24 protein-coding genes and 1 tRNA gene are annotated in these 22,074 nt (G+C 35.8%); 19 read left to right on the plus strand and 6 right to left on the minus strand.

Translation table 11 applies throughout. The annotated features are described in order from the left end of the window. Positions 1–110: 110 nt before the first annotated feature. The 3 genes from ABMA79_RS09595 to queG are packed head-to-tail and all read left to right on the plus strand — an operon-like array spanning position 111 to position 4,802. Positions 111–2,081, plus strand: a complete 1,971-nt coding sequence (locus ABMA79_RS09595) for a hypothetical protein (RefSeq protein WP_393092166.1) — start codon at positions 111–113, stop codon at positions 2,079–2,081. A gap of 37 nt (positions 2,082–2,118) precedes the next feature. Continuing rightward, positions 2,119–3,813 carry a pyruvate kinase gene (gene pyk, locus ABMA79_RS09600; RefSeq protein ID WP_393092169.1) on the plus strand — a complete coding sequence of 565 codons (1,695 nt, stop codon included), beginning with the start codon at positions 2,119–2,121 and terminating at the stop codon, positions 3,811–3,813. Beyond that, a complete protein-coding gene (queG, locus tag ABMA79_RS09605; RefSeq protein ID WP_392859957.1) occupies positions 3,810–4,802 on the plus strand; it encodes a tRNA epoxyqueuosine(34) reductase QueG in 993 nt (330 codons plus the stop codon). Before pyk ends, queG begins: the two co-directional genes overlap by 4 nt. Here queG and ABMA79_RS09610 read toward each other — a convergent pair. Continuing rightward, the gene (locus tag ABMA79_RS09610; protein WP_393092172.1) at positions 4,794–5,576 is read right to left on the minus strand and encodes an alpha/beta hydrolase; all 783 of its coding nucleotides are present in this window, start codon (positions 5,574–5,576) and stop codon (positions 4,794–4,796) included. The two genes, queG and ABMA79_RS09610, sit on opposite strands and share 9 nt — an antisense overlap. Before the next feature lie 108 nt (positions 5,577–5,684). Here ABMA79_RS09610 and ABMA79_RS09615 point away from each other — a divergent pair. Further along, positions 5,685–5,760 (plus strand) — tRNA-Phe (locus ABMA79_RS09615). A 116-nt stretch (positions 5,761–5,876) separates the two neighbouring features. On the opposite strand, the gene ABMA79_RS09620 is transcribed toward ABMA79_RS09615, so the two are convergent. After that, complete coding sequence (locus ABMA79_RS09620) at positions 5,877–6,974, minus strand: ISL3 family transposase (RefSeq protein WP_393092174.1); 1,098 nt, start codon at positions 6,972–6,974, stop codon at positions 5,877–5,879. Positions 6,975–7,344: 370 nt separating this feature from the next. Further along, a complete protein-coding gene (locus tag ABMA79_RS09625) occupies positions 7,345–8,079 on the minus strand; it encodes a hypothetical protein (protein WP_393092177.1) in 735 nt (244 codons plus the stop codon). A 189-nt stretch (positions 8,080–8,268) separates the two neighbouring features. Between ABMA79_RS09625 and ABMA79_RS09630 the strand changes: the two genes are divergently transcribed. The 4 genes from ABMA79_RS09630 to ABMA79_RS09645 all read left to right on the plus strand — a co-directional run bounded on the left by ABMA79_RS09630 (position 8,269) and on the right by ABMA79_RS09645 (position 11,085). Next, positions 8,269–8,739, plus strand: a complete 471-nt coding sequence (locus tag ABMA79_RS09630; protein ID WP_393092178.1) for a hypothetical protein — start codon at positions 8,269–8,271, stop codon at positions 8,737–8,739. Between the two features lie 104 nt (positions 8,740–8,843). Then, the gene (locus ABMA79_RS09635; RefSeq protein ID WP_393092181.1) at positions 8,844–9,464 is read left to right on the plus strand and encodes a hypothetical protein; all 621 of its coding nucleotides are present in this window, start codon (positions 8,844–8,846) and stop codon (positions 9,462–9,464) included. Beyond that, positions 9,464–9,964, plus strand: a complete 501-nt coding sequence (locus ABMA79_RS09640) for an ImmA/IrrE family metallo-endopeptidase (RefSeq protein WP_393092184.1) — start codon at positions 9,464–9,466, stop codon at positions 9,962–9,964. The genes ABMA79_RS09635 and ABMA79_RS09640 overlap by 1 nt, the downstream gene beginning before the upstream one ends. Next, positions 9,964–11,085 (plus strand): protein beta, encoded by a 1,122-nt coding sequence (locus ABMA79_RS09645; RefSeq protein ID WP_393092187.1) that lies wholly within the window; start codon positions 9,964–9,966, stop codon positions 11,083–11,085. The genes ABMA79_RS09640 and ABMA79_RS09645 overlap by 1 nt, the downstream gene beginning before the upstream one ends. 3 nt (positions 11,086–11,088) lie before the next feature. On the opposite strand, the gene ABMA79_RS09650 is transcribed toward ABMA79_RS09645, so the two are convergent. Beyond that, entirely contained in the window at positions 11,089–11,826 is a 738-nt protein-coding gene (locus tag ABMA79_RS09650) for a sce7726 family protein (RefSeq protein ID WP_393092189.1), read from the minus strand. 312 nt (positions 11,827–12,138) lie between these two features. On the opposite strand from ABMA79_RS09650, the gene ABMA79_RS09655 reads away from it, so the two are divergent. The 6 genes from ABMA79_RS09655 (at position 12,139) to ABMA79_RS09680 (ending at position 15,997) form a co-directional block, all read left to right on the plus strand. Next, positions 12,139–12,819: a hypothetical protein gene (locus tag ABMA79_RS09655; RefSeq protein ID WP_393092191.1), complete on the plus strand. Its 681-nt coding sequence runs from the start codon at positions 12,139–12,141 to the stop codon at positions 12,817–12,819. 185 nt (positions 12,820–13,004) lie between these two features. After that, positions 13,005–13,589, plus strand: a complete 585-nt coding sequence (locus ABMA79_RS09660; RefSeq protein WP_393092194.1) for a GrpB family protein — start codon at positions 13,005–13,007, stop codon at positions 13,587–13,589. Beyond that, positions 13,567–13,983 (plus strand): hypothetical protein, encoded by a 417-nt coding sequence (locus ABMA79_RS09665; protein ID WP_393092196.1) that lies wholly within the window; start codon positions 13,567–13,569, stop codon positions 13,981–13,983. The genes ABMA79_RS09660 and ABMA79_RS09665 overlap by 23 nt, the downstream gene beginning before the upstream one ends. A gap of 1 nt (position 13,984) precedes the next feature. Beyond that, entirely contained in the window at positions 13,985–14,461 is a 477-nt protein-coding gene (locus ABMA79_RS09670; RefSeq protein ID WP_393092199.1) for a GrpB family protein, read from the plus strand. Positions 14,462–14,572: 111 nt separating this feature from the next. Further along, positions 14,573–15,088 (plus strand): ORF6N domain-containing protein, encoded by a 516-nt coding sequence (locus ABMA79_RS09675; protein ID WP_393092202.1) that lies wholly within the window; start codon positions 14,573–14,575, stop codon positions 15,086–15,088. 93 nt (positions 15,089–15,181) lie between these two features. Continuing rightward, positions 15,182–15,997, plus strand: a complete 816-nt coding sequence (locus tag ABMA79_RS09680; protein WP_393092205.1) for a GNAT family N-acetyltransferase — start codon at positions 15,182–15,184, stop codon at positions 15,995–15,997. A 66-nt stretch (positions 15,998–16,063) separates the two neighbouring features. Here the strand turns inward: ABMA79_RS09680 and ABMA79_RS09685 are convergent, their stop codons facing one another. Continuing rightward, the gene (locus ABMA79_RS09685; RefSeq protein WP_393092208.1) at positions 16,064–18,055 is read right to left on the minus strand and encodes a DEAD/DEAH box helicase; all 1,992 of its coding nucleotides are present in this window, start codon (positions 18,053–18,055) and stop codon (positions 16,064–16,066) included. Between the two features lie 121 nt (positions 18,056–18,176). Here ABMA79_RS09685 and ABMA79_RS09690 point away from each other — a divergent pair, with 121 nt between their 5' ends. From ABMA79_RS09690 to ABMA79_RS09710, 5 genes are read left to right on the plus strand one after another with little or no spacing between them, the layout of a single operon-like run. Then, entirely contained in the window at positions 18,177–18,896 is a 720-nt protein-coding gene (locus tag ABMA79_RS09690) for a hypothetical protein (protein ID WP_393092211.1), read from the plus strand. Between the two features lie 33 nt (positions 18,897–18,929). Further along, the gene (locus tag ABMA79_RS09695) at positions 18,930–19,367 is read left to right on the plus strand and encodes a GNAT family N-acetyltransferase (protein ID WP_393092214.1); all 438 of its coding nucleotides are present in this window, start codon (positions 18,930–18,932) and stop codon (positions 19,365–19,367) included. Between the two features lie 11 nt (positions 19,368–19,378). Next, complete coding sequence (locus ABMA79_RS09700) at positions 19,379–20,404, plus strand: lipoate--protein ligase (RefSeq protein WP_393092216.1); 1,026 nt, start codon at positions 19,379–19,381, stop codon at positions 20,402–20,404. Between the two features lie 21 nt (positions 20,405–20,425). Beyond that, a complete protein-coding gene (locus tag ABMA79_RS09705) occupies positions 20,426–21,265 on the plus strand; it encodes an alpha/beta fold hydrolase (RefSeq protein ID WP_393092218.1) in 840 nt (279 codons plus the stop codon). A gap of 3 nt (positions 21,266–21,268) precedes the next feature. Next, positions 21,269–21,511: a hypothetical protein gene (locus ABMA79_RS09710; protein ID WP_393092221.1), complete on the plus strand. Its 243-nt coding sequence runs from the start codon at positions 21,269–21,271 to the stop codon at positions 21,509–21,511. 38 nt (positions 21,512–21,549) lie between these two features. Here the strand turns inward: ABMA79_RS09710 and ABMA79_RS09715 are convergent, their stop codons facing one another. Then, complete coding sequence (locus ABMA79_RS09715; protein WP_393092223.1) at positions 21,550–21,927, minus strand: hypothetical protein; 378 nt, start codon at positions 21,925–21,927, stop codon at positions 21,550–21,552. Between the last annotated feature and the right edge of the window lie 147 nt (positions 21,928–22,074).

Genomic DNA, 22,074 nt, shown 5'->3' on the forward strand with positions numbered 1-22,074 from the left:
CTGAAAATACTAAGGCCGGGGCATTTATTCCCGGCCTTTTTATATTGGGCATAATTGATAGAATAGAAGGGGTATATAATATCTTATTGCATCTAAATCGGAAGAAAAATATGGACGTTAGAGATTATTCAAAGAGACTTTCACAACACCGCGAAAATTTTCAGCACACTATTGATGAGCAACGAAAGAACCATAATCGTGAGGTAGGTGAATTAAAAGATACTCAGGAATATCGTTTAAATAAGCAACGTCAAGCCTATGATAACTCTCTTGGTAAAATTGAAGAGAGGCAAGACCAATTTAGAGAAACAGCTAGTGCTGATACAAAGAGAAGAATTGAAGAGCAGCAAAAAGATTATCTAAGTAAAATAGATGGTAATAAGCGTGAGTTTGAACGTGATCGTAAGGATATTAAGGATCAGTTTGATACGCGTTTTAAGAATATTCGTGAAGCTTATGAGACAAAGGGGATGGCCGATCGCTCTAATATGGATCACCGTCTTTCTTCTCAACAGAGAAGATTTGACTCGACAATGGGAAAGATGAACGACCACTTCAATGAAACGATCGATAAGGTCTACCGCGATTCGCGTGATAAGGCCCATTCTCATGAGTTAGAAACAAAGCAAGATCGCCGTGAACTTATTTCAAACTATGAAGATGAAATGAGGGATCAACTAAAAGAAAGCGGTGAAAAGCGTGCTCGTTTATATGAGAAATTTACTGATGATGTTGATGGCCTAAGAAAGACCCACAAGGGTAGAGAAGAGTCACTTAAGGATTATCAAGAGCAACGAATTTCAGATATGACTGCACAAAAGGATAAGCAACTTTCTGAAAATCAAAAGAGCTTTAAGAATTCAATTGAAGAAATCAATGATAGAAACTCAAGAAAAAGACAAGTTGAGCAAAGAGACTTCTCTCAAAATGCAAAAGATCTTGAAAACCGTCACGCCAAAGAATTATATCGTGCAAGACGTGAGATGAATCAGAAGTTAGCTGGTGGTAGTCGTGAAGATGTTTTCAATGATAAACTCGACCAGACGCAAAGAGGGTATGAGACGCGAATTAAAAATATTCGTGATCAAATTGATACGGACCGTTTCAATGCCGATATCCAGGAAAGACGTCGTGCCCAGTCAACGAAAGAAGCGCTACGTTCACAAAAACAAAAGTCATCAGAGTATATTGCTGAACTTGAAAAAGATATGGCCAAGTTTAAGAGCAACACATTAAGCGATATTAATATCGAGCTTAATAAAGATGTGGAAGAGCTACAAGGAAACTTTAAACGCCAGATTAAAGACAAAGAACTTGAAGCCTATAATGATAAAGAACAATCAAAGAAAATTCTAGAAAGACAGAGAGCTCAATTTGGGGAAACTGTCCAAAAGATGAGTGATCGTAACACTGAAGCTGTCTCTCAGATGCAAGCTGATTTCGCGGATGAGTCAAAGAAGTTTATTCAAGATACACATATGAAACACTCTCAAGAAATGCAAGAAGCTAAAGAGCATTTTATTGAGAGTAAGGATAAGCTTGCTAAGTCGCTTACTCAAAAAATAGAACAATTAGAAGAGACTAATGAGAAGTTAATTTCTTCTTATGAATCAAAGTTAAGCCGACTTAAAAAGGCCAATGCTAAGGAAATTGAAAGAATTCGAATGACTCAAAGCCTTGAGTCAAATCAGCTTAAAGAAGAAACGAGAAATGCAATTGCATTGAAAGATCGTGAAAATCACAGTAACGTATCTAACTTACGTGGTGAGTTCGACAAGAGACTTTCTCAGGTTAAACAAAGAGCAGACATTCAAGTTAAAAGAATGGTAGAGTATTATGAAGATATGATTGCTCGAGAAAGAGATGAGTCACAAAGAAAGTATGTTTCAAAAGTTACTGAACTTGAGAATCAGTACAACACTCTTTATGAGAACTCAAAACTTGAAAGATCAAATCTAATTAATCAGTATGAAAATCGCATGGAAGAAATTCGCGCGGCAAATGCTGAGGCATTAGAAGAGAGATCTAGTGAGATCAGAAGTGGAATGTTCTCTGATCAACAAGAATCTCGAAAAGCATAAAAAAAAGACATAGCATATAAGAATTCAGGGAGAGATAATGGGAATGGGCAAAGTCCGTCGCGCTAAAATTGTTGCGACTTTAGGGCCATCTTCTAATACAGTTGAAATGATTGAGAAACTCATCATGGCCGGTGTTAATGTAACACGTGTTAATATGAGTCACGGAACTCATGAGTCACACGCCCAGCTCATCTCTAATATTCGCCAAGCTTCAAAAAATATCGGTAGAGAAGTTGCTATTCTTATTGATCTACAAGGTCCAAAGATTCGTACAGATAAATTACCAAATGGTCTACAGTTAAAAAATGGAGATACTTGGGTTATTGGTCCATCTTCTAAGCAAGCAGATTATCCTGAATATAAAGATTGTTATATTCCAACGATTTATGAAAAATTAGTTGATGACTGTCATGATGGTGCAAGAATCCTATTTGACGATGGAAAGTTAATTGCAAAGGCAACAACTAGAGATCGTGATGTCTATAAAATCGAAGTATTGATTGGAGGAGAGCTTAAGTCTAATAAGGGAATTAACCTTCCGGACTGTGAAGTTTCAGCACCAGCATTTACTGATAAAGATGAAGCAGATTTAATGTTTGCTCTTAAACATAATATTGATTATATCGCTCTTTCTTTTGTTCGTAAGAAAGAAGATATTATGTCGGTAAAGGCCCTTCTTCATAAACTAAAAGTTAGGGTTCCAATTATCTCTAAAATTGAAAAGCCACAGGCCCTTGATAATATCGAAGAAATTTTAGATGTAACTGACGTTATCATGGTAGCTCGTGGAGATATGGGAGTTGAAGTTGGAAACCACTTGGTTCCTTCAATTCAAAAAGATCTTATTCAAAAGTGTAATGACCGTATGATTCCGGTTATTACAGCGACTCAGATGCTAGAGAGTATGACTGATGCTCCAACACCAACGAGAGCAGAGGCGAGTGATGTTGCCAATGCTATTTGGGATGGAACTGATGCCGTTATGCTATCTGGTGAATCGGCTTCAGGAGCATATCCTGTTGAGGCCGTTCAAATGATGAATGATATTATTTATGAAGCGGAGAAGACTCCAAAAGAGCGTCCACTTCTTAGAAATATTGACCTCTCTTCTGTCAACTCATCAGTTATGGTTGCAGCATCAATGATTGCTGAAAAAGTTGAGGCCAAAAGAATTCTTGCGGTAACTGAGGGTGGAAACTCTTGTCGTAAGGTTTCAATGTTTAGACCTCAAACTCCAGTTGCTGGAGTCACTCATAATCTTCGTACAGCAAGACGTATTTGTCTTTACTGGGGCGTCTATCCTTATCTTGTTGATGAGGAAGTTCAAGATACTGGCTCTTACGTTAAGTATATTGTTTCTCATGCTAAAGAGAAGATGGGCCTATACAACGGTGATAAAATTGTTGTGACTTTAGGAGATGGGAAGATCTTTTCTAAAGGTTACTCTAACTCTGTTAAGGTTGAGATTATTAAGGAAGCTCGTCACCACGAAGAAGCTGGGGAAGAGACTTTTGAAGTAGGGGAAGATAAAAAAAAAAGAATCCTACTAGACCATAATATTTGTTCGACTTGTCAGAATTGTGTTTCTATTTGCCCACATGAAATTTGGGTTGCAGATAAGAAGACAAAACTTACTAAACTCAACAAGGATCAAATTAAGCACTGTACTCTAGACTACGAGTGTATTCGAGTTTGTCCAACTGGTGCGATTGAGATTATCGACAAATCATGATCAAAAAAGACGACATCCAAAATATTTTAAGTACTCAAGGTCTTGAAGTTTGGGGTGTCGTCACTGAATCTAAACCTAAGTCCTTAGAACGTTTTAAAAGCTGGATTAAAGATGGCCTTCATGGGGCCTTGGGCTATCTTGCGGATGATCGCGCTATTAAAAGAGAAGATCTAAAAAACTACTATCCCGATATTAAATCCACTCTTGTCATTGCATTTGATTATTCTCACATTGCTCGTAGTGCAAAGAAGTTCTATGAGAGTGGTGAAAGCAATGGACTTAAAATAGCCAATTACGTCGTTGGTTTCAAGGGGCGTGATTATCACTTTGAGGTGAGAGATAAGCTTCAAGCAATTGGGGAGGAGTTACAAAAACTTGACCCTGAATTAGACTTTAAATTTTCACTTGATACACAACCAATTCTTGAGCGTGACTTTGCTTACCAATCGGGACTTGGCTGGTATGGAAAAAACTCAATGCTTATTAATCGCCATATTGGGAGTTACTTTATCATTGGCTCACTTCTTTTAAATAAAGAGGTAGAAGCGCCTAGTGACAAGTTTGAAACAGATCACTGTGGCCAGTGTACTCGTTGTGGCGATGCTTGCCCAACTGCTGCCATTGATATTGAAAAGAGAACCATCATTGCTGATAAGTGTATTTCAACTTTTACCATCGAACACTTTAAAGAAGTCTTTCCACCAAGTGGAATTGAGAATGCAAATGGTGAAATCTTCGGTTGCGATATTTGCCAAGATGTCTGCCCTTGGAATAAGAGGCTAGAAAGGAAGCTTGATGCGGATTCAAGTGCTTTCAAAGAAAATGGAAAGCAATTCATCGACTTCTTTCTAATGAGACCCTTAGAAGATATCTTCTGCGATCTGGAAGAAATGAGTAATCGTGAGTATCGAAGAGTTTTTAAAGGCACCCCGCTTGAGCGCACGGGGCGCGTGGGGATGCTTAAAAATCTTAGGCTTTATTTAAAGTAATCCAATTTTCTTTGCATATTTTTTGATAAAGCTACCGGCCATATCTGGAAGGTGGTGGCCAAGCTTCTTTGGTTTATCCATTGTCACAGTATTACCAAGGTTCTCTAAAAGCTTCGCAAAGTTTTCCATACCTTCTTTACCGACAACGACATCGTCTTCACCTGAGATGAGATGAATCTTATGGTTTGATAGAGTTAGGTGATACTTCTGATCCTTGATCCAAGGAAACATTATTTCTGGTGCTAGGTGTTTTGAAACAAGTTCCGCACGGGCCTTAACTGTGGCCTGATAAAATGGCGTATCAAATACGTGTGTCACGCCTTCTGGTGGAACTCCGAAGCCAACACCGCAGTGATGAACATCAAGGCCTTCAAAATAGTTATTTTGGACTGCTAGAATTGAAGTTAGGGCACCGAGAGAGTGTCCACCCACTAAGAGTTTGTCTTGTTGGTTAGGATAAGCTTCTTTTAATTTATTTAGGGCATGGCCAAAAAGCATTGGCGCATCACTTTTAAAGTCTTCAAATGAAGCAACGTCATGAAATGATCCCGTAAAATGACCTGGTTGGTCAAAGATAAGAGTTGGGATTCCATCATCGCAAAGTTTTTGTGCCCACGAGAAGATACTGATCTTATGAGACGTGTAACCATGAGTAAAAATGGCGTATCCGGTGTCTTTGAGCTTTGAGCTAGGTGGCCTAAATAGAAGGGCATTAACCGTCGTTTGCCCTTGAGTTAAAATAATTTTATCGATACTTAAAAACTTTTCATTCATAGCAGATATCATAATTAAAGATATCTCAAATTAAAATTAAAAAACTTTTTAATTTTCTATTGACGAAAGAGAGATAAACCATTAATTTAATGGAACCAAATCATTTATGCCCTGATAGCTCAGTTGGTAGAGCAAAGGACTGAAAATCCTTGTGTCCGTGGTTCGAATCCGCGTCGGGGCACCATAAAAAAGCTACTTCAAAGAAGTAGCTTTTTTTTTATCTTCAAACATCAAAACATTGCATACTATAAAGGTTCTACGGCTCTCCTCCCTTAATGGTGTACGCACCGCACTCATCCTTTATTGACAAGCATAGAGAACTTTCAACCTATAGTTATAAAAATTCTTATACCCGTAAGCCCGCTTCTGGAGCTGCTTACAGACAGTATTGAATCCTTCGGTCCGAGCATTTGTAATACGATTTTCAAAATAATTCAAGATTTCACCCTGCCATTTCAGAAGGGTTCGTCTAAACGTTTGTAATTCCTTTATCTTGGTAAGTGCTAAGGCATCTGTGAGCTTCCTGAAGACTCTGCGTGCCCACTTTTCTCCCTTACATCTGTAGAGTTTGTGAAGGCTTTCCTTGGCCATATAAATCTCCCAGAGCTCAGGGTACTTCTTAAGCTCTTTATGAAATTCAAAGCGAGTAAAATAGTCGATATTTTTTGCGTTCATTAAAAGTAGTTTTCTGATTCGAAGCTTTCTCTTGTCGCCAAAGATCTTTTTTCGGTAAACATTTAAGGTGTTATTTAGAAGTCGTACGACATGAAATTTATCCGCAATTATTTTAGCATTTGGGAAGTAGCTTTGTGCAAATGATCTGTAAGTAGGAGACAAATCAATGGCCACATTTTTCACATTCTCACGGCCTTTAATATATCTCAAAGAGTGCTGAAGTGTTGCAACAGTTCGACCTGGAACAAGCTCTTTTATTCGCTTGTTATTGTAGTCGACAATGACGGTTGCAAATTCTTTATGACCATACTGTTTGTTGCGAATAAAGCTGTGCTCATCGATACCTACAGTCTTTGGCCATGGATCATTCTTTCGTTTTCGCCACTCCAGCTCAAGTTGTTTGTAATGTTTTTGATAGATTGTTTTCGTTCCTATCGAGAGCGTCTTTTGTACGTCCTTTAGGTTTGCGAACTTTGAGGCCTTGTAGAGAATATGACGTTGCATACGCTCCGTAATCTTAGCGTGTTTTGAGATACCATCAAGTTGTTCAGTGAAGACTTTCTTACATCCAAGCCCCGTACAGCGAAAACGTTTCTTTTTAATCTTAAGAACACGCCTTCTGGTTTCATGAGGGGAGTCGAGAACACGAACAATGCGATAGTCGTGGACTCGCTTTGATTCCAGTCCACAATGAGGACAAAAGCCGGCCTTAGAGTTGGACACACAATGGAATATTAGAACTTTCTTATGAGTCATATGCTCAATTTTTAAAAGTTTTAATTTAGGTAATAGCAAAAATTTAGTAAGCTGTTTCTCGAGCATGAGTGATTTTCCTTGTTACAGTTTTAGTGTGGTAACCAAAATTATAACTGGTTAAAATCTCATGCTTATCTTAAGTTTGCTTAACGCGGTGAAAACACCTTCAAGTGTGAAGAGCCGTAAATTGAGAATCAATATGGTGGTTTTGGAGGCGTCAATTGCCACGACGGCAAATTGATGCCGAACAAATTCGAGTGGTCAGGAGACCACGAAGAACGAATCCACATAAGTTCTTTTAGTAAACTTCAAATTAGAAAAACCTTTTTCTTTTTAATTACTCAATACTCCTATAAGAATAAATTGTACACAGATTATCTGAGCTATGAATTGGTGTCACTACTATGACAAAATCTTGGTTATCTAATTTCTCTTTGAGGCTCTTCTTAATTTGTATAGATACTTTATCCCAAGAGAAATCATCCTTTTCTGGGTGAATATAAATTGAGGCTAGTGCCATTGCAATGACGCTTTTTACGTCACTCTCATCATATTCAAGAATATTCTCTATTAACTTTTCACAGTCTTTAATAAGTCCTGCGAATTGATTGTTATCTTTTAGGTTATTATTTTCATCGAGTGTTATTGCAAATACTTTTAGCTCAACGTAATGAAATCGAGAGTTTTCGAAATCTTTGACTATTTTATCTTTCTTATCTTTGGAGACTATATTGTATTGCTCTTCGTATTTGTTAACGATATGCTTGTATAGGGAAGGCTTTTCGTTGATAACAAAGTCAATGCGAATTTTATCATCGTCAAAAGGTAGGTGCTCTAGTGCAAAGTCGAATACTTTATTTTTTTGAGAATCTATTATAACTTCATAATTTACACTAGTTTGTGCCATTGGTAGTAATTTTATTCCATTGAAGTTTTGGAAGCCAGAAGCTAATAAAAACTGAATATACTTTTCAAAACCTTTTTCTGTATCAAATAGGTAATCAATATCTAAACTATATTTTGCAAGTGTATTGTTAAAGCACTGTATAATGTCTTGAATTCTTATCAGCATACTTTAATATTCTAGCTTTTACAGATAAATTGCAAAGGGTTAATTTATTTCCGTTAACTGACTTGGATAGTAAGAGAAAGGTATATTAGCATTTTTTTACAATATTTTTTTTCCTTAGTCTTGCGCTTCCCTCTAGTCTTTAATGGTATATTAATCTGATGGAGAATATCGGAAGTTTCCTGAAATGGAATGTGTGATAGTCCAGGTGTTTTTCCTTTACGCGAAGTCAACGAAAAAGCACCTGAACTGAATATTCAGCTCAATAGAGAGATTTTTATTCTGAATAGCCTCAAAGAGAAGTCAAACGACTTAGAATTAAAGTTGAAGAGAAAGTATAGTGGATTTGGTGTTGCTAATAGTGAGTTTAATAATGATGAGCTACGTGGAATGCAAGACCTTTTTAAAAACAGTTTGGACCAAATTGCATTACAGAATGTACGGGTTACAGATGCAGTTGTTGCAATTAATACTTCTAAGGAGAAAATCTTATTGTTTTTAAATTCAACCGAAGAGGATAGTAAAAAGCTTGGAGTACTTGTAGAGGACATAGGTACCATAAAGTATGAAAGTGATGAACTAGTTGCTTTGTCAAAGAATATAAGGGAGCTTTCTCAGAAAATTTTAAAGGAAGAGTGGGAAAGAGTAAATACAGTAAGTTAACAATCTGTAATGATGAGGTCATGTTGCATTGCGTTTCTATGTAACTCTGGAGAAAGTGTAGAAAAGAGATTATTATTAGAGAATGCATTTTGTTTAGGACTTTTATGAAAATATTTACATTAATCTTTATTATAGGTACTTCCATACTATTTAACACTTCTTATGCCAGCACGGCTGATAATGCCAATAATGAAGTAATTGAAACATGCAAGAATTGCATGCAAGAGATTAAGACTTTAAAGAATAGACTCTTAAAGATAGAGAAAGCGAAGCAAGAAGTAGTCGATGATTATGAGAAATTAAGCCTAAAATTTGAAAACTTAAAGCAAGACATAAAAAACAATAATAAGTACTTGTTAGGTGCTTTTGACACTTCAAGAAAAAACTCTAATGAGATAATTAATTTATTGAAGTCACCCCCTGTAGAGAATAAAGGAATGAGCTTCGAAATTTATGCAGGATTAGCTTTATCTGCTGTCTCTGTTGTTGTCACTGCACTAGGTGTGATTATAGCAATCCTAGCATTTTGGGGATTTCACAACATAAAAAAATCAGCGATAGAGGCAGCCAAGGATGCTTCTGTAGAGTCTTCTGGGAGAAAACTGGAAGAAGCAATCATTCAAGGAAGGTTTAATAATATAATTAATTCGGCGATCAACTATGTTGCCTTTAAAGATGTTATGTCAGATGATGAATCTGAAGATGATATGGACGTGGAGGAGTAATGAATCGTTGTAAAGAGTGGAATCGTCTTACACAAGAACAAAAGGATATTATATTAAAGCATCAAGAATCTTTCCCAATTAAACTTGGAGCCTTAGCTAAAGATTTTGGCTTAATTGTGAAAAGTTCTACATTGAGGCCTGGGATATCTGGGTTTATTAAAGATAATGGTGGTGAAGTTATAATCAAGATTAGTAGACACGATTCAAAAGAGAGGCAACGCTTTACTCTTGCGCATGAAATAGCACACTTCCTGCTCCATAAGGAGGAAATTAAGGGTGGTATAGAAGATACTATGTTATATCGATCAAATGTATCGAGCGAACTTGAGGTAGAAGCAAATAAGCTTGCTGCTGATATTGTTATGCCCTTTTCTTTAATCCATAAAGTTAAATTTTCTTCAGAAATTACATTTGAAGAAAAAGTTGAAAAGGTTGCTTCATTAGCTCAGCTGTCTACGGCTGCAGTTAAAATACGAATTGGAAGAAAGGAGTTTTGGTAATGTTTAGAAGTAACTTTGCCTATAAATATTGTCCTTTATTGTCCATTAGCCTTTCTGAGATTACAGCACTTAAGGAGCTTCCTAATAAAGATAAGGAAAGTATACTTCCTATTTTTCCTTTAAAATCATGGATGACAGCAAAAAAGCTAAATAGTGCTCTTGATAAAGTTCAGGAAGCAATCGGAAAGGGGCGCAAGTGGGTGGCTGATATTGATAATGCTGACCTTGAGTCTCGTGATAAAGAGAATTTCAGAGAAGTACATAAGGATCTCGAGAAATTGGCTAACCCTGCGGATGGATATAAAAATTGGTATGATTTTATACTGAAAAATCCTAATATTATTCCTTGCTTGCAGCTTGGAGACCTCGACCAAGTGCCAAGTCAAATAGAGAGATTGAATTCCTGTGATAGAGGTATCGTTGCTATATTTTCTAAGGAGGAGCTCGAGGCTGATTGGTTTTTTGACGTCCTAGAAATGTTGAGGAAAGCACCTGACTTGTTTGTTATTTTAGATTTAGGTGATATCACTGATGAGCAAATTAAGTTAATTGATCAGATTGAAGATTATCTTAAAAATGTAAAGCGAGTCCTACCTCAGGCTCTGTTATCTGTTTCTTGCTCTTCCTTTCCCTATAATTTCAGCGGCCGCTCTCAAGGAAATTATAGTATTTTAGAACGAGCTTTGTTTGACAAGCTGAACTTTAAGGTTGATGGGCTTGTATATTCTGACCGTGCTGGAGCAAGAGCTGGTCGGCTTGGTGGCGGAGGTGGAGTACCGCATCCTCGAATTGATTATGCGTCGCGAAATGACTGGTTCTTTATTCGAATGGAGCTAAATGGGAATTCTGGGATATCGGACCCTGAAGAGAGGAAACAGGCGGATAAAAAAGAAAAACAAGAGCTCTATACCCTGATCGCAAGAGATATCATGGCTCAAGAGTACTGGGAGGATTTAGACTTGTGGGCAAACTATGCTATACGTCTGACTGCTGAAGGAGATGATTTTGGCATAAATACAGCTCAGAAGGCGACAGCAGTAAGAATTAATAAGCATTTGTTTACTCAGCTGCATTATGGTTCTGTAGAGGAGATTGATACAGATGATGATTGGGAAGATTGATCTTTATGAGATTGAGTTAGCAAACTTTTCTAGCTCGTTCACTCTTTTTTCAAAGTTAGACCAAAAGTTAAGGTTGGTTTCAAGTTCTTCTTTATGTTTTTCTCTTTGATCATAGAAACGGCTCAGTAGGTTTAGATCGTTAATTGATGCAAGTTTATTTTTAGTCTTATTTTTGAAAATCTGACTATTCTTTTTAAACTTTCTTTCTAATGTTTCTATGGCGGTCATTCTTAATAGTTTATTTGGAGTTTTTTGTAGCGCTTTTTCCAGAGAACTCCTCTTTTTATCTGCTACAATGTTGAGCTTTGAAGATAGTTTTTTTAATTCAGCAACGTCAATAAAGTCGATTAGACTCTCATTTTCAATCTTAGTGTTGTAGCGCCCTCTATTTCTGACTTTTACCTCATTGTTTTTTATTTCCCATAGCCCTACATTCTTTGGTAGTTCATTAGTTATTTTGGGAAAAAACTTGGTGTCTGATATAACTATTACTTTATCAAAGTATTTTAAATATGTTTCAACCTGTCCATTTAGACGATAGAGGCTATCGGCTTCGCTTTTTATTTCAAAGGCTATTAGTTTGTTGTTTGTAAGTACAGCAAGGTCTACTCTTCTAGAGTAGTTACCTATGGTTAATTCACTCATGATTAATGAGTCTTCATTAATTATTGTCTTTTGACTTAAGTGATTTAAGACAAGTGCTTTAATATCATTTTCTAGAAGTTTTATTTTATTACTCATTAAGTATCTGATTTCTTTTATTGATTGCGTTTTCGCATTTAAGTTATATAGGAATTATAACATGGAAAAAATGAAGATTGAATCTGAACCACTTCGTTTTAAGCAAGTTTTTCAATTCGTGCAATTCTATCATGTTATTTGTTGTACTTAGCGTTGTTTTTTTGGGGGCTGCGTTGAGTGGTTTATGCTTAATTTTGCTTTATTCAGCCTAATAAAAAACATTGAGAAAATAATATATAATAAGTGTAAATGTCGAGATTGTTCATTCTTGAGAGTTAGTATTAATTTTTGGTTATTAATAAGGAGTTGTTTATGGAAGCTTATACGAATTTTACAGATACAAAGTTTTGGGATGTTGTAATTGGTCTCTTGTTTCCGTCTTTGACCTTTTTGTTTGGTATTATTAGTTCGGATCTTAAGACGTGGGTGGGGTCTTTGTTTAGACTAGATAAAAGGAAGTTTTGTCTGGATTCAATCAATGAATTAAAAATTAACATGGGTTTGATTGAAAAATATATAAGTGATCCAATTATATATTATCCCCAATTTGGTCATAAGTTATTTGAATATGCAGATAAGAAAGAATGTACAGTGGCCAAGCAGGAAAGATACTCTAGCTTTAAAGGAGAATTGCAAAAGATTTCAGGTAAACTGCATGTTTGTCTTATATATTCACATGGAGCCAAGTTTTTTTATCGTTTTGCTTCTAAAGACAATGAAGTGAAAATTAGTTCAAACATTAACTTCTTCATTGCGTTAAAAAGATCATTAGACTTAATTGAAAAATCACTTTTCATTACTGATGAAAGTAAGACAGATCCTGTATACATTCGTGTACCATCAGATGATATTGAAGATATTCGGTCAAGAGCACTTGCAGCTGTCTTGCTTATACAAGCTTTATTGGGAATGACGATTGAGTGGGAGGATGAGGTTTCAAACTTAAAGATCATTACTGATGCCTTTGGTGAGACCTTGAGTAATATTAATTAATTTTTCCTACTGTTCTGGAGTGTATTAGTTTCCAGAAAATTGTTTTTGAGGGAGTGTATATTCAGATACATAACTCAATGATTGTGTTTCTATATTCGGACACGTCGGGGCACCATAAAAAAGCTACTTCTTTGAAGTAGCTTTTTTTTTGCCTTTTTTCCACCTTATCGTACTAAAATAAGTTCATGCAAAAAGTTTTTACCGTTTTTGAAGAGCACGGCCTGGGCCTGGAAAGGGATAACAAGGTTCGTCTTGTTGATCATAATAATAAATGGCGTGATGTCTTCAAGTTTGAGTCTGATCGCATCGTTGAATCATTAAATATTAATTCGTTAAAATTACACCACTGCGGAAGCACTGCAATTCCAAATATTGTCGCAAAACCAATACTAGATATCGTTGGTGAAATTTCTTGTTTAGAAGAGTTAGATAAAAAGAAAGATTTACTTGAGAAGCTCGGTTACGAATATAAAGGTGAATATGGGATCGAAGGTAGGAGATACTCTGTTCTCTATAACTTCGAAAAGACAAAAGGGTTTTGTCATCTTCACATCTTTAAGTCGGGTAGTAAGGAACTTAAAGATCATATTATTTTCAAAGATTATCTTATTTCCAACCCACGTGCAGCATTGAGATATGAAGAGCTTAAAAAATCTTTGGATATACCAAGAAGTGAATACTCAAATGCAAAAACAGAAATTATCTCAGAGCTATTAGAAGAGGCATATAAAGAAAGGAGCAGTCTTTATGAAGACAAAAGAATTATATAACCCATTGGTGGGGTTTCTTATTGGCGAGTGGGATAATATTAGCTTTGAAATTTCAAATGGAAAAGAAGTAAAAAGAGAAGTTTATCCTGAAACGATGGTCGGTAAGAGTGAGCATGTCATTACAATCACGGCGCATGGGTTTAATGACGGAAAAGATTTAACTAAGGATATGTGCCTAGAAGTTAAAGGTGAAAATGTTGTCATGTCACAAGGATCTTTTAGAGCAGAGGGGATTGTTAAGGGTAATGTATATTATCTAGAAGGGAAGCATGAGGAGATGATTTTCAAGTTTAGGCTTTATACTATGGGAGATAAGTATGTTTTTCATAGAGAAACATGGAAAGATGGAAATATTCAGCAAATGGATATGTCTTATCTTGTAAGAAAGAAGTAGTATGAAATTTTATGAAGCACAAGACTATCAAGATAAAGTGAATGAAATTTTTAAAGACTTAGAGTCTGAGTTATCACAACATCTTGTTAATGTTCGAATTATTCATATTGGAGCATCATCAATCCCTGGAGCTGTCTCTAAAGGAGACTTAGATGTTTTTGTTGGCGTGGATAAGAAAGACTTCGAATCAAGTTTAGTAACAATTAAGAACCTTGGCTACGTTGAGAAAGAGGGTACTTTAAGAACTCCTCAGCTTTGTATGATGGTTACAGATAAGTATAATTATGATGTGGCCTTACAGGTCGTTGTAAACGGTAGTGAGTTTGAATACTTTATAAAATTTAGAGATTTCATGATAACAAGACCTGATCTTGTTGAAGAGTTAAATGCTCTTAAAAGAAGTTGCTCAGACCTTAATCCCGATGACTACAGAGCAAAGAAATCGAATTGGGTTCAAGGCATTTTAAAAAATCTATAAAATTAAAGTTGGAAATTTCAAAAATAAAATAACTCAATTCTTTTGACTCATTTTGTTCCATTTATATCAAAACTGTCTTATCAAAATCTATTAATTTATATGGAGAAAGTAATGGATATTCAGTTAGACCAAATTCAAAACAAAATTTATCTTATACGAGGAACTCAGGTCATGCTCGATAGTGACTTAGCAGAACTTTATGGAGTTGAGACTAGAGTTCTTAATCAATCGGTGCGTAGGAATCTAAAGAGGTTTCCAGGTGACTTTATGTTTCAGTTAACAAGGGAAGAGCATGAAGTTTTGAAGTCACAAATTGTGACTTCAAAAGAGGGAAGAGGTGGAAAACAGAAGCAACCTCTTGTTTTTACTGAAAATGGAGTGGCCATGCTCTCGGCAATTCTTAAGAGTGATCATGCGATTGAGGTTAATATTGCAATCATGCGTATTTTTACTAAGCTTCGAAGTTATTATGCTCTTGAAGATAGGATGGAGAGAAAAGTAGATAAGCTTGAACAAAATGTGACACAAGTTTTCAAAGTTGTTTTTGAAAGATTGGATAATTTAGAAGAAAAATTACCCTCTCTTGATGGTGAAAGAAGGAAGATAGGTCTGCGTAATGGAAATTAGATATTAGGTTAAAAATTATATATCAATTTTTTATGTTACTATTTTGTAAACAGAATATCTTAAGTGTAGTTAAAGTAGAACGTTGAGAAGTAAATGAGTTATCAAATTAAGAGCCTAGGCTATCGAACTGATTTTATATTTAATCGGTTGGACGGTGCTGTTGAAGATAGAGGAGATTACATCGTTGCTAAAACAGCTAGTAATCCAAATTACTTTTGGGGAAATCTCTTACTCTATAAGGAAGTACCAAAAGCAGGTGACTTTAAAGAATGGATAAAATCATTAAGAAGAGAGTTTAACGATCCTCGTATTTATCATATGACATTTGCATGGGATTCTCCTGACGGTTTTGAAGGGGATATTTCAGAGTTTATTGAAAATGGATTTGAGCTTGAAAAAAGAATCGTCTTAAAAACTAGCTCTGTCGTTAAGCCACCAAAATTCAATGAAAGTGTTGATGTTAAAGTTGTAGATCTTGATGTTGTTATGAATAAGGTTGTTGATATTCAGCTATCTTGTGCCAATACAGAGTATTTATCATTAGAAACTTTGAAAGAGTTTTATATTAAATCGATAAAACAATTTGCAAAAATTGCCAAAGAAGGTCATGGAAAGTGGTTTGGTGCCTTTCTCGATGGAGATCTTGTTGGCTCTCTTGGTCTATTTACGGACGGGGATGTGGCCCGCTTCCAAATTGTTAGTACCCATAAAGATTTTCAACGTCGAGGTATCTGTAGTAGTTTAGTATACAAATCGGCGTTATATGCATTTGAGAATATGGGAGCGAAGACTTTGGTCATGGTTGCTGATGAAGACTATCATGCAGCAAAGATCTATGAGTCAGTTGGGTTTAAACCAAACCAATACCAGATTGGTCTTTGTTGGTGGGATAAAGAAAAGCATAAGTAGTTGTATGTAATAACTCAGGTGCTTTCCCTTTACGCAAGGTCAACGAAAAGCACCTGAAACAAAGGATTATGCTAAAGTAATTTGAATCTTCTTCATTCGGCCTTCACCGATTGAGACTGTTTTAACTTCCTTGTGCTTATCAAGGTGTTGATGAACAAGCCTGCGATCTGAAGCGTTTAATGCTTTAAGTGTGACTGGTTTACGAGAGTCTAGAACTTTTGCTGTCTCACGCTCAACCATCTTAATAAGACTGTCTTCCTGACTCTTTACACCCTTACACTTGAAATTTAGTCTAACTTCTCGAGGAACTTCAACACTGTTGTAAAGGTGAAGTCTTGTCAGGTACTCAAGAGCTTGGAGTAGTTCATTATTATCTCTTGTTAACATTTTCTCATCTGCTCCAGAAAAGAAGATTTTAATATCCTTTCCATTAAATGAGAACTTGGCGAATAGCTTCAACTTTGCCTTTTTAATAAGATTAATTAGAAATGGCATCACGATCTTCTTATACGTTGGTCTTAGGCTATAAGTGAACTTTGTAAGTCTCTTTCCAAATAGGAAGTACTTCTTGCGTCCCAGAGTCGATTCATCAAGGTTTAGTTGAGAATCATACTTTATCTTAAAGAATGCAAGAGCGGCTGCCTTTGCACTTTCTTGCGAGTCTGCTTGAATCGTAAACGTCGGTGTATTTGGTTTCTTTTCTATTTTTTTAACAGGATTTGTTTTAGGCTTATTAGCTACTTCAACTGTCTTTTTAACGCTTACTTGAGTTTTCTTCTTAGCATTATTTTGAGCCTTCTTGCGTAGTGGTTTCTTACGCTGTTCTTTTTGTTGCTCTGTTAATGGCTTGCCAGTTGTTCTATCGACAACTTTAAAAGTTTTGCGGTCAATGAATGGCTTCTTTGAAAGATTTTTCGATATATCTTCTGGGCCAACGTCTAACTTTGGAATTTTATCACCAATAAAATCTTGAATAGGATCTAGGTATTCACAGTCATCAAATGAACAAAAGCTTATTGCTTCTCCCTCACTGCCTGCACGACCTGTTCGACCGATTCGGTGAACATAATTTGCGGCATCTTGTGGAAGATCGTAATTGATAACAAGATTAACATCCTTAATATCGAGACCTCGAGCTGCAACATCTGTGCAAACAAGGATTGTCGTCTCTTTCGATTTAAAGTCTTTGATTAGCTTCGTTCTCTTAACTTGAGAAAGGCCACCTGAAATTGCCTTTGCTTTGAAATCCATTGCGATCAGCCATTCAGCAACTAAGTGTGTTTGAAATTTTGTATTACAAAAGACAAGGGCGTATGCATCTTCGTGATTACGAATCGTACTTACAAGAAGGCCCATTTTTTCATTAGCATTAATCATCGCTAGTTTATGATCGATGTGATCAACAACCATATTGTCTTCATTTAGCTTGATCTCAATTGGAGTTGAGTTGAACTTGTAGGCCGTATTTAGAACTGCCATATTAGTCGTGGCCGATACCATGATTAATTGTCTATCATCTGGCATTTGGCCAAGTGTGTATTCAATATCTCTTTGGAATCCCATGTCAAATAATCGATCAGCTTCATCAAATACGATTCCGTAAGTGCGGTCAATGAGGACAGCCTTTTGCTTAAGTAGGTCTACTAAACGTCCTGGAGTAGCAATAATAATATGGGCACCCTTATTTATTTGCTCTTTTTGCTTTTGGAGGCTTTCACCACCAATTACGCAAATCGTTTTAATTCCAGAGTCTTGGCCAAGGTCTTTGAAGACCTTTTCTGTTTGTTGTGCTAGCTCTCTCGTCGGAGATAGGACAACATAGTGAACCTCATCAACTTCAACCAGGTCATCATGAATGATATGTTCGATGATCGGGATGGCGAATGACGCAGTTTTACCAGATCCCGTTTCAGCAAGAGCAAGGATGTCTTTACCTTCTAAGATTGGTTGTATTGTTAGTTCTTGAATGGCGCTTGCTGTTGTAAAACCGCATTTTTTAATGGAGTTAAGAAGGCCGGGACGTAAATTGAATTCTTCAAATGGGATATTGTTAGTCATAGTAATCAATATACGCTAAACATCACACTAATCTAAGTAATTTCTTAAATTTCATTGTATTTACTGTATTTGAGTGCTTTTTTGCCTTTTTATAGCGAAGTATATCTAACTATAATGACTTATGAAAAAAATTCTCTTTTTAGGACTTGGACATTTAGGACAGCACTTTCTCTTGCAAAATAAAATACACGAAGTTATTGGGACAAGAAGAAAGTCAGATGATTTAGAAACTAACCTCATCGAATACACTTTAGGTGAAAGCTGGAAAGCTTCAAAGAATTATGATGTTATTATCATTTCATTTCCTCCTTCTGAAGATTATTCACTTAAGCTTCAAAAACTGTTAAATGATTTAGGGCCTTTAAATAAAGTTATTTTTATTAGTTCAACTTCGGTTTATGGTTTTGGTCATATTAATGAAGACAGTATGAAAGTTGGTCAAACAAGAAATGCTAAAGAGCTTATTGAGTGCGAAAAATTGATATCACAGTTGGATGATTATGTGATTGTTAGGCCGGGAGGTTTAATTGATAGTAAACGTCATCCAAAATTCTTTTCTAAGAAAATGACAAAGCTATCAAAGTCACAAACTAATGTTAATTTAGTTCATACTAGTGATGTCGCTGAATTCTTACATCATGTCGTAAATCATAATATTAGTAATCAAGATTTTAATCTAGTTTGTGATGATCATCCTACTAAAGAGGAATTTTATCGTAGTTTTAATTCAGCGATATCTTTTGATCCCGAGAACTCAGAATTACGAGTAATTGATAATTCTAAAAGTAAAAATACTGGCTTTACTTATCAGTATAGTAATCTTGCTTGGTCTAAACTATAATAATTAAAACTTTTTAGATATAGAGAGGCCACAATGAATATTAGAACGCCAAGTCTGTCAGACGTAGATAAGTTATTTCAAATCGAAATAGAAAACTATGGTGAACAAGAGGCGACTGAGAAAGAAACTTTTCAGGCCCTAGTTGAATTTCCAGAAGACTATATTGGCTATGACCTTAAGGTACTAGTAGATGCAGAGGTGATCGGATTTTATTGTACCGTGGAAGAGGACGGAAATATCGAGCTAGTTGATATTGCTGTCTCAAAAGATTTTCAAGGAAGGGGTCATGGCTCAACGTTGCTTGAAGAATGTTTAAAAAGTCATGCTCAAATGCCCTTGTCTTTGACTGTTAGAGAAGATAATTATTCGGCAATTGCTTTATATAAGAAATTTGGTTTTAAACAGACTGAAATCGAGAAAGATTACTACGATGATTGTAATGGCCTACGATTTGAGAAAACAAATTTATAAATAGGAATAATATGAGTAAGAAAGTAAAAATTTTTGTAGCTGAACAATATGATCCATATTTTAATCTCGCCACAGAGAATTGGATTTTTAACGATATGGACACGGATTCTCATGTTCTCTTTCTTTGGCAAAATGATGAAACTGTTGTCATTGGAAAGCACCAAAATCCGTGGACAGAGTGTATTACAAGCAAGATGGAAGAAGACGGAGTTAAACTTGCGAGACGTCAAAGTGGTGGCGGGGCGGTTTTCCATGATTTGGGTAATACGAATTTCACTTTCATGTCATCTAAAGAATCATACGATAAGGATGCAAATAATAAGATCATCACAAATGCATTAAAAGTATTTGGTGTTGATGCCTTTGCTAATGGAAGAAATGATATTGAAGTAAAAATAGCTGAAGAAGAAGGATCAAGAAAAATTTCAGGTTCGGCCTTTAAGGTAAAAAGAGATCGAAGCTTTCATCATGGAACACTTCTAATTAATGCTGATCTAAGTAAACTTGCTAACTACTTAAACCCTAATAAGAAAAAACTAGAGTCTAAGGGGATCAAATCTGCCCGTGCACGTGTGATCAATCTTGCTGAGCTTAATTCTGAAATCAATCATGAGAGTCTCTCAAGTGCGATTATTGAAGAGTTTTGTCGTTTCTACGATGCTCAGGGCCAAGTAGAGGTTTTAAACTATGACTTCCTTAAGTCTGTTCCTAAAGTTAATGAATACTATGATGAATTAAAGGATTGGGATTGGCTTTATGGAAAAACGCCAAAGTTTAATCACCAATTTGATGAGAGATTCACTTGGGGTGGTGTTGAAGTTCATATCAACTCAAACAAAGGACTAATTGAAGAGATTACGATCTTTAGTGACTGTCTACATCCGCCTTTAATTGAGTCTTTTGCAGAAAAATTAAAAGGCATTGCCTATGATGTTAAGGCCGTTCAAGATACCTTGAATAAACTTAAAGAAGATTTTCAAGATCATCACAGTGAAGTCGATGACTTTTCTAAGTGGCTTGTTTCAAATATCAGATAAATTAATCTGGAGTTTTAATAATTGAAAGACATATATATTCTAAAAGATAATTTAAAAACATGTTTCAGGGTATCTGGAGCAGAATCTGGAAAACCTGTCCTTTACTTAAATGGCGCAGGAATGAGTGGAAGTTTAAATTTCTATCAAGAAGACCTTTTGAGTAATAATATCAAGCTTTTTTCGATTGATAGACCAGGCTTTGGTCTGTCGGACTTCAATGAAGATAAGTCTTTTTCTAGTATCACTGAATCAGTAGAATTGTTATTAAGAGAGCTTAAATTAGATCAGATTGACGCTGTTGCATTTTCTCAAGGTGCGCCTTTCTTGTACCATATGTGCTTACATGGGATTATTAAAAAGGCCGTGGTTGTGTCAGGTCAAGATGATCTACAAGATAAAAATACATATGAATTACTTGATGAGAATACGAAAAATTTCGTCAATTCTGTAAGTAGTGGTCAATTAACATGTGATGAATTTCAAAAAACTTTTAACCTGGATGGCTTTATCGATTTTGTTATCGGAACATCTTCTGAGATCGATAAGAAAGTTTATACGCAAGATTCATATAAGAAGATGTATCGTGAATGTCTTCAAGAAGGGATTGGAAGCTCATTTAAATCCTACTTTCAAGACTTATCTATGTGCTTATCTCCTTGGGGCTTCAATCTTGAAGAAGTAACGACAAATATTTGTCATATCTATGGGAAACACGACTATAGCCCAGTTCATTCTCCAGATTTTGGATTGACTCTAACACGAAGAAATTCAAAGTTTACAGCTGAAGTTATTGATAGTGTTGGCGGAGCCTTGATTTGGACTCATGGCAGTTATATTTTGAAAAGGTTATGCTACAATTAGGCTATGAAATATCTGATTACGTTAGTGACACTAATTTTTAGTCTAAGTTGCCAATCGAATTCTGAAGAATACTACGATCAGTACATAAAAAAGTGCAATGGTAATAGTTGCTGTGAAAGCTCTGTACGAAATGCCAAGTCATCTGAATCTATCATTCTTGAGGATGGTAAAAGTTGTCCCGATGGATATCGTGTTGAGATGCAAAAGTGTATTGGTAGCAAACGTTGGTGTGTCGTAAAAAAATGAAGAATAAAAAGGGCCAACTTAATTGGCCCTATATATTCTTAGTAAGCAAGAATTAGTGATTCAACAGGGTCAATACATGACTCAAGAATAGTCATATAAAGATATTCTTGTTTGTCATTATCGTATTCAGCAAGAGTTTCATTATTAAGTCCGTACATAGTACATGAGATATTTACAAATGCTCTGCCTTGTCTAACGAGTTGGAAATTTTCAAATTTAAGTGATGAATTTAAATGACGATAATCTTTAGTCTTTCCATCTAGTGCTTTTAGAAGGTCTGCATCAAAAGAATCAGCTGAATCTTTCCAAGTATAGGCTTCGTATGAAATTGTACACTGATCACCGCTGCAGTTCATCCCTTGTGTATACCAATTTATATCGCCACCACAGTATGTATCCATACAAATATCACCCATGTAGTCATTGATATCTTTTGCTTCTGATTTGGATAGAAAATCAGACTGAGCTGAGACAGCTGTTGATAGTTAAATTAAAACTAGAAAAGATAGAAGACCTTTCATATATTACTCCCCGCGAAATTTTTGTTTTTTGTTTAAATAGCG

The sequence above is a fragment of the Halobacteriovorax sp. HFRX-2_2 genome (assembly GCF_043196705.1).
In the GTDB taxonomy this organism is placed as follows: Bacteria; Bdellovibrionota; Bacteriovoracia; order Bacteriovoracales; family Bacteriovoracaceae; genus Halobacteriovorax_A.

What these genes read in the sequence shown, in the direction of transcription:
- ABMA79_RS09665 (WP_393092196.1), top strand. Translation starts at nt 13,567, where the DNA reads ATGAAGACAAAAGAATTATATAACCCATTGGTGGGGTTTCTTATTGGC.
- ABMA79_RS09680 (WP_393092205.1), top strand. Translation starts at nt 15,182, where the DNA reads ATGAGTTATCAAATTAAGAGCCTAGGCTATCGAACTGATTTTATATTT.
- ABMA79_RS09630 (WP_393092178.1), top strand. Translation starts at nt 8,269, where the DNA reads ATGTGTGATAGTCCAGGTGTTTTTCCTTTACGCGAAGTCAACGAAAAA.
- ABMA79_RS09685 (WP_393092208.1), bottom strand. Translation starts at nt 18,055, where the DNA reads ATGACTAACAATATCCCATTTGAAGAATTCAATTTACGTCCCGGCCTT.
- ABMA79_RS09595 (WP_393092166.1), top strand. Translation starts at nt 111, where the DNA reads ATGGACGTTAGAGATTATTCAAAGAGACTTTCACAACACCGCGAAAAT.
- ABMA79_RS09655 (WP_393092191.1), top strand. Translation starts at nt 12,139, where the DNA reads ATGGAAGCTTATACGAATTTTACAGATACAAAGTTTTGGGATGTTGTA.
- ABMA79_RS09640 (WP_393092184.1), top strand. Translation starts at nt 9,464, where the DNA reads ATGAATCGTTGTAAAGAGTGGAATCGTCTTACACAAGAACAAAAGGAT.
- ABMA79_RS09700 (WP_393092216.1), top strand. Translation starts at nt 19,379, where the DNA reads ATGAGTAAGAAAGTAAAAATTTTTGTAGCTGAACAATATGATCCATAT.
- ABMA79_RS09635 (WP_393092181.1), top strand. Translation starts at nt 8,844, where the DNA reads ATGAAAATATTTACATTAATCTTTATTATAGGTACTTCCATACTATTT.
- ABMA79_RS09675 (WP_393092202.1), top strand. Translation starts at nt 14,573, where the DNA reads ATGGATATTCAGTTAGACCAAATTCAAAACAAAATTTATCTTATACGA.
- ABMA79_RS09660 (WP_393092194.1), top strand. Translation starts at nt 13,005, where the DNA reads ATGCAAAAAGTTTTTACCGTTTTTGAAGAGCACGGCCTGGGCCTGGAA.
- ABMA79_RS09610 (WP_393092172.1), bottom strand. Translation starts at nt 5,576, where the DNA reads ATGAATGAAAAGTTTTTAAGTATCGATAAAATTATTTTAACTCAAGGG.
- ABMA79_RS09710 (WP_393092221.1), top strand. Translation starts at nt 21,269, where the DNA reads ATGAAATATCTGATTACGTTAGTGACACTAATTTTTAGTCTAAGTTGC.
- pyk (WP_393092169.1), top strand. Translation starts at nt 2,119, where the DNA reads ATGGGAATGGGCAAAGTCCGTCGCGCTAAAATTGTTGCGACTTTAGGG.
- queG (WP_392859957.1), top strand. Translation starts at nt 3,810, where the DNA reads ATGATCAAAAAAGACGACATCCAAAATATTTTAAGTACTCAAGGTCTT.
- ABMA79_RS09625 (WP_393092177.1), bottom strand. Translation starts at nt 8,079, where the DNA reads ATGCTGATAAGAATTCAAGACATTATACAGTGCTTTAACAATACACTT.
- ABMA79_RS09670 (WP_393092199.1), top strand. Translation starts at nt 13,985, where the DNA reads ATGAAATTTTATGAAGCACAAGACTATCAAGATAAAGTGAATGAAATT.
- ABMA79_RS09650 (WP_393092189.1), bottom strand. Translation starts at nt 11,826, where the DNA reads ATGAGTAATAAAATAAAACTTCTAGAAAATGATATTAAAGCACTTGTC.
- ABMA79_RS09695 (WP_393092214.1), top strand. Translation starts at nt 18,930, where the DNA reads ATGAATATTAGAACGCCAAGTCTGTCAGACGTAGATAAGTTATTTCAA.
- ABMA79_RS09690 (WP_393092211.1), top strand. Translation starts at nt 18,177, where the DNA reads ATGAAAAAAATTCTCTTTTTAGGACTTGGACATTTAGGACAGCACTTT.
- ABMA79_RS09715 (WP_393092223.1), bottom strand. Translation starts at nt 21,927, where the DNA reads ATGGGTGATATTTGTATGGATACATACTGTGGTGGCGATATAAATTGG.
- ABMA79_RS09645 (WP_393092187.1), top strand. Translation starts at nt 9,964, where the DNA reads ATGTTTAGAAGTAACTTTGCCTATAAATATTGTCCTTTATTGTCCATT.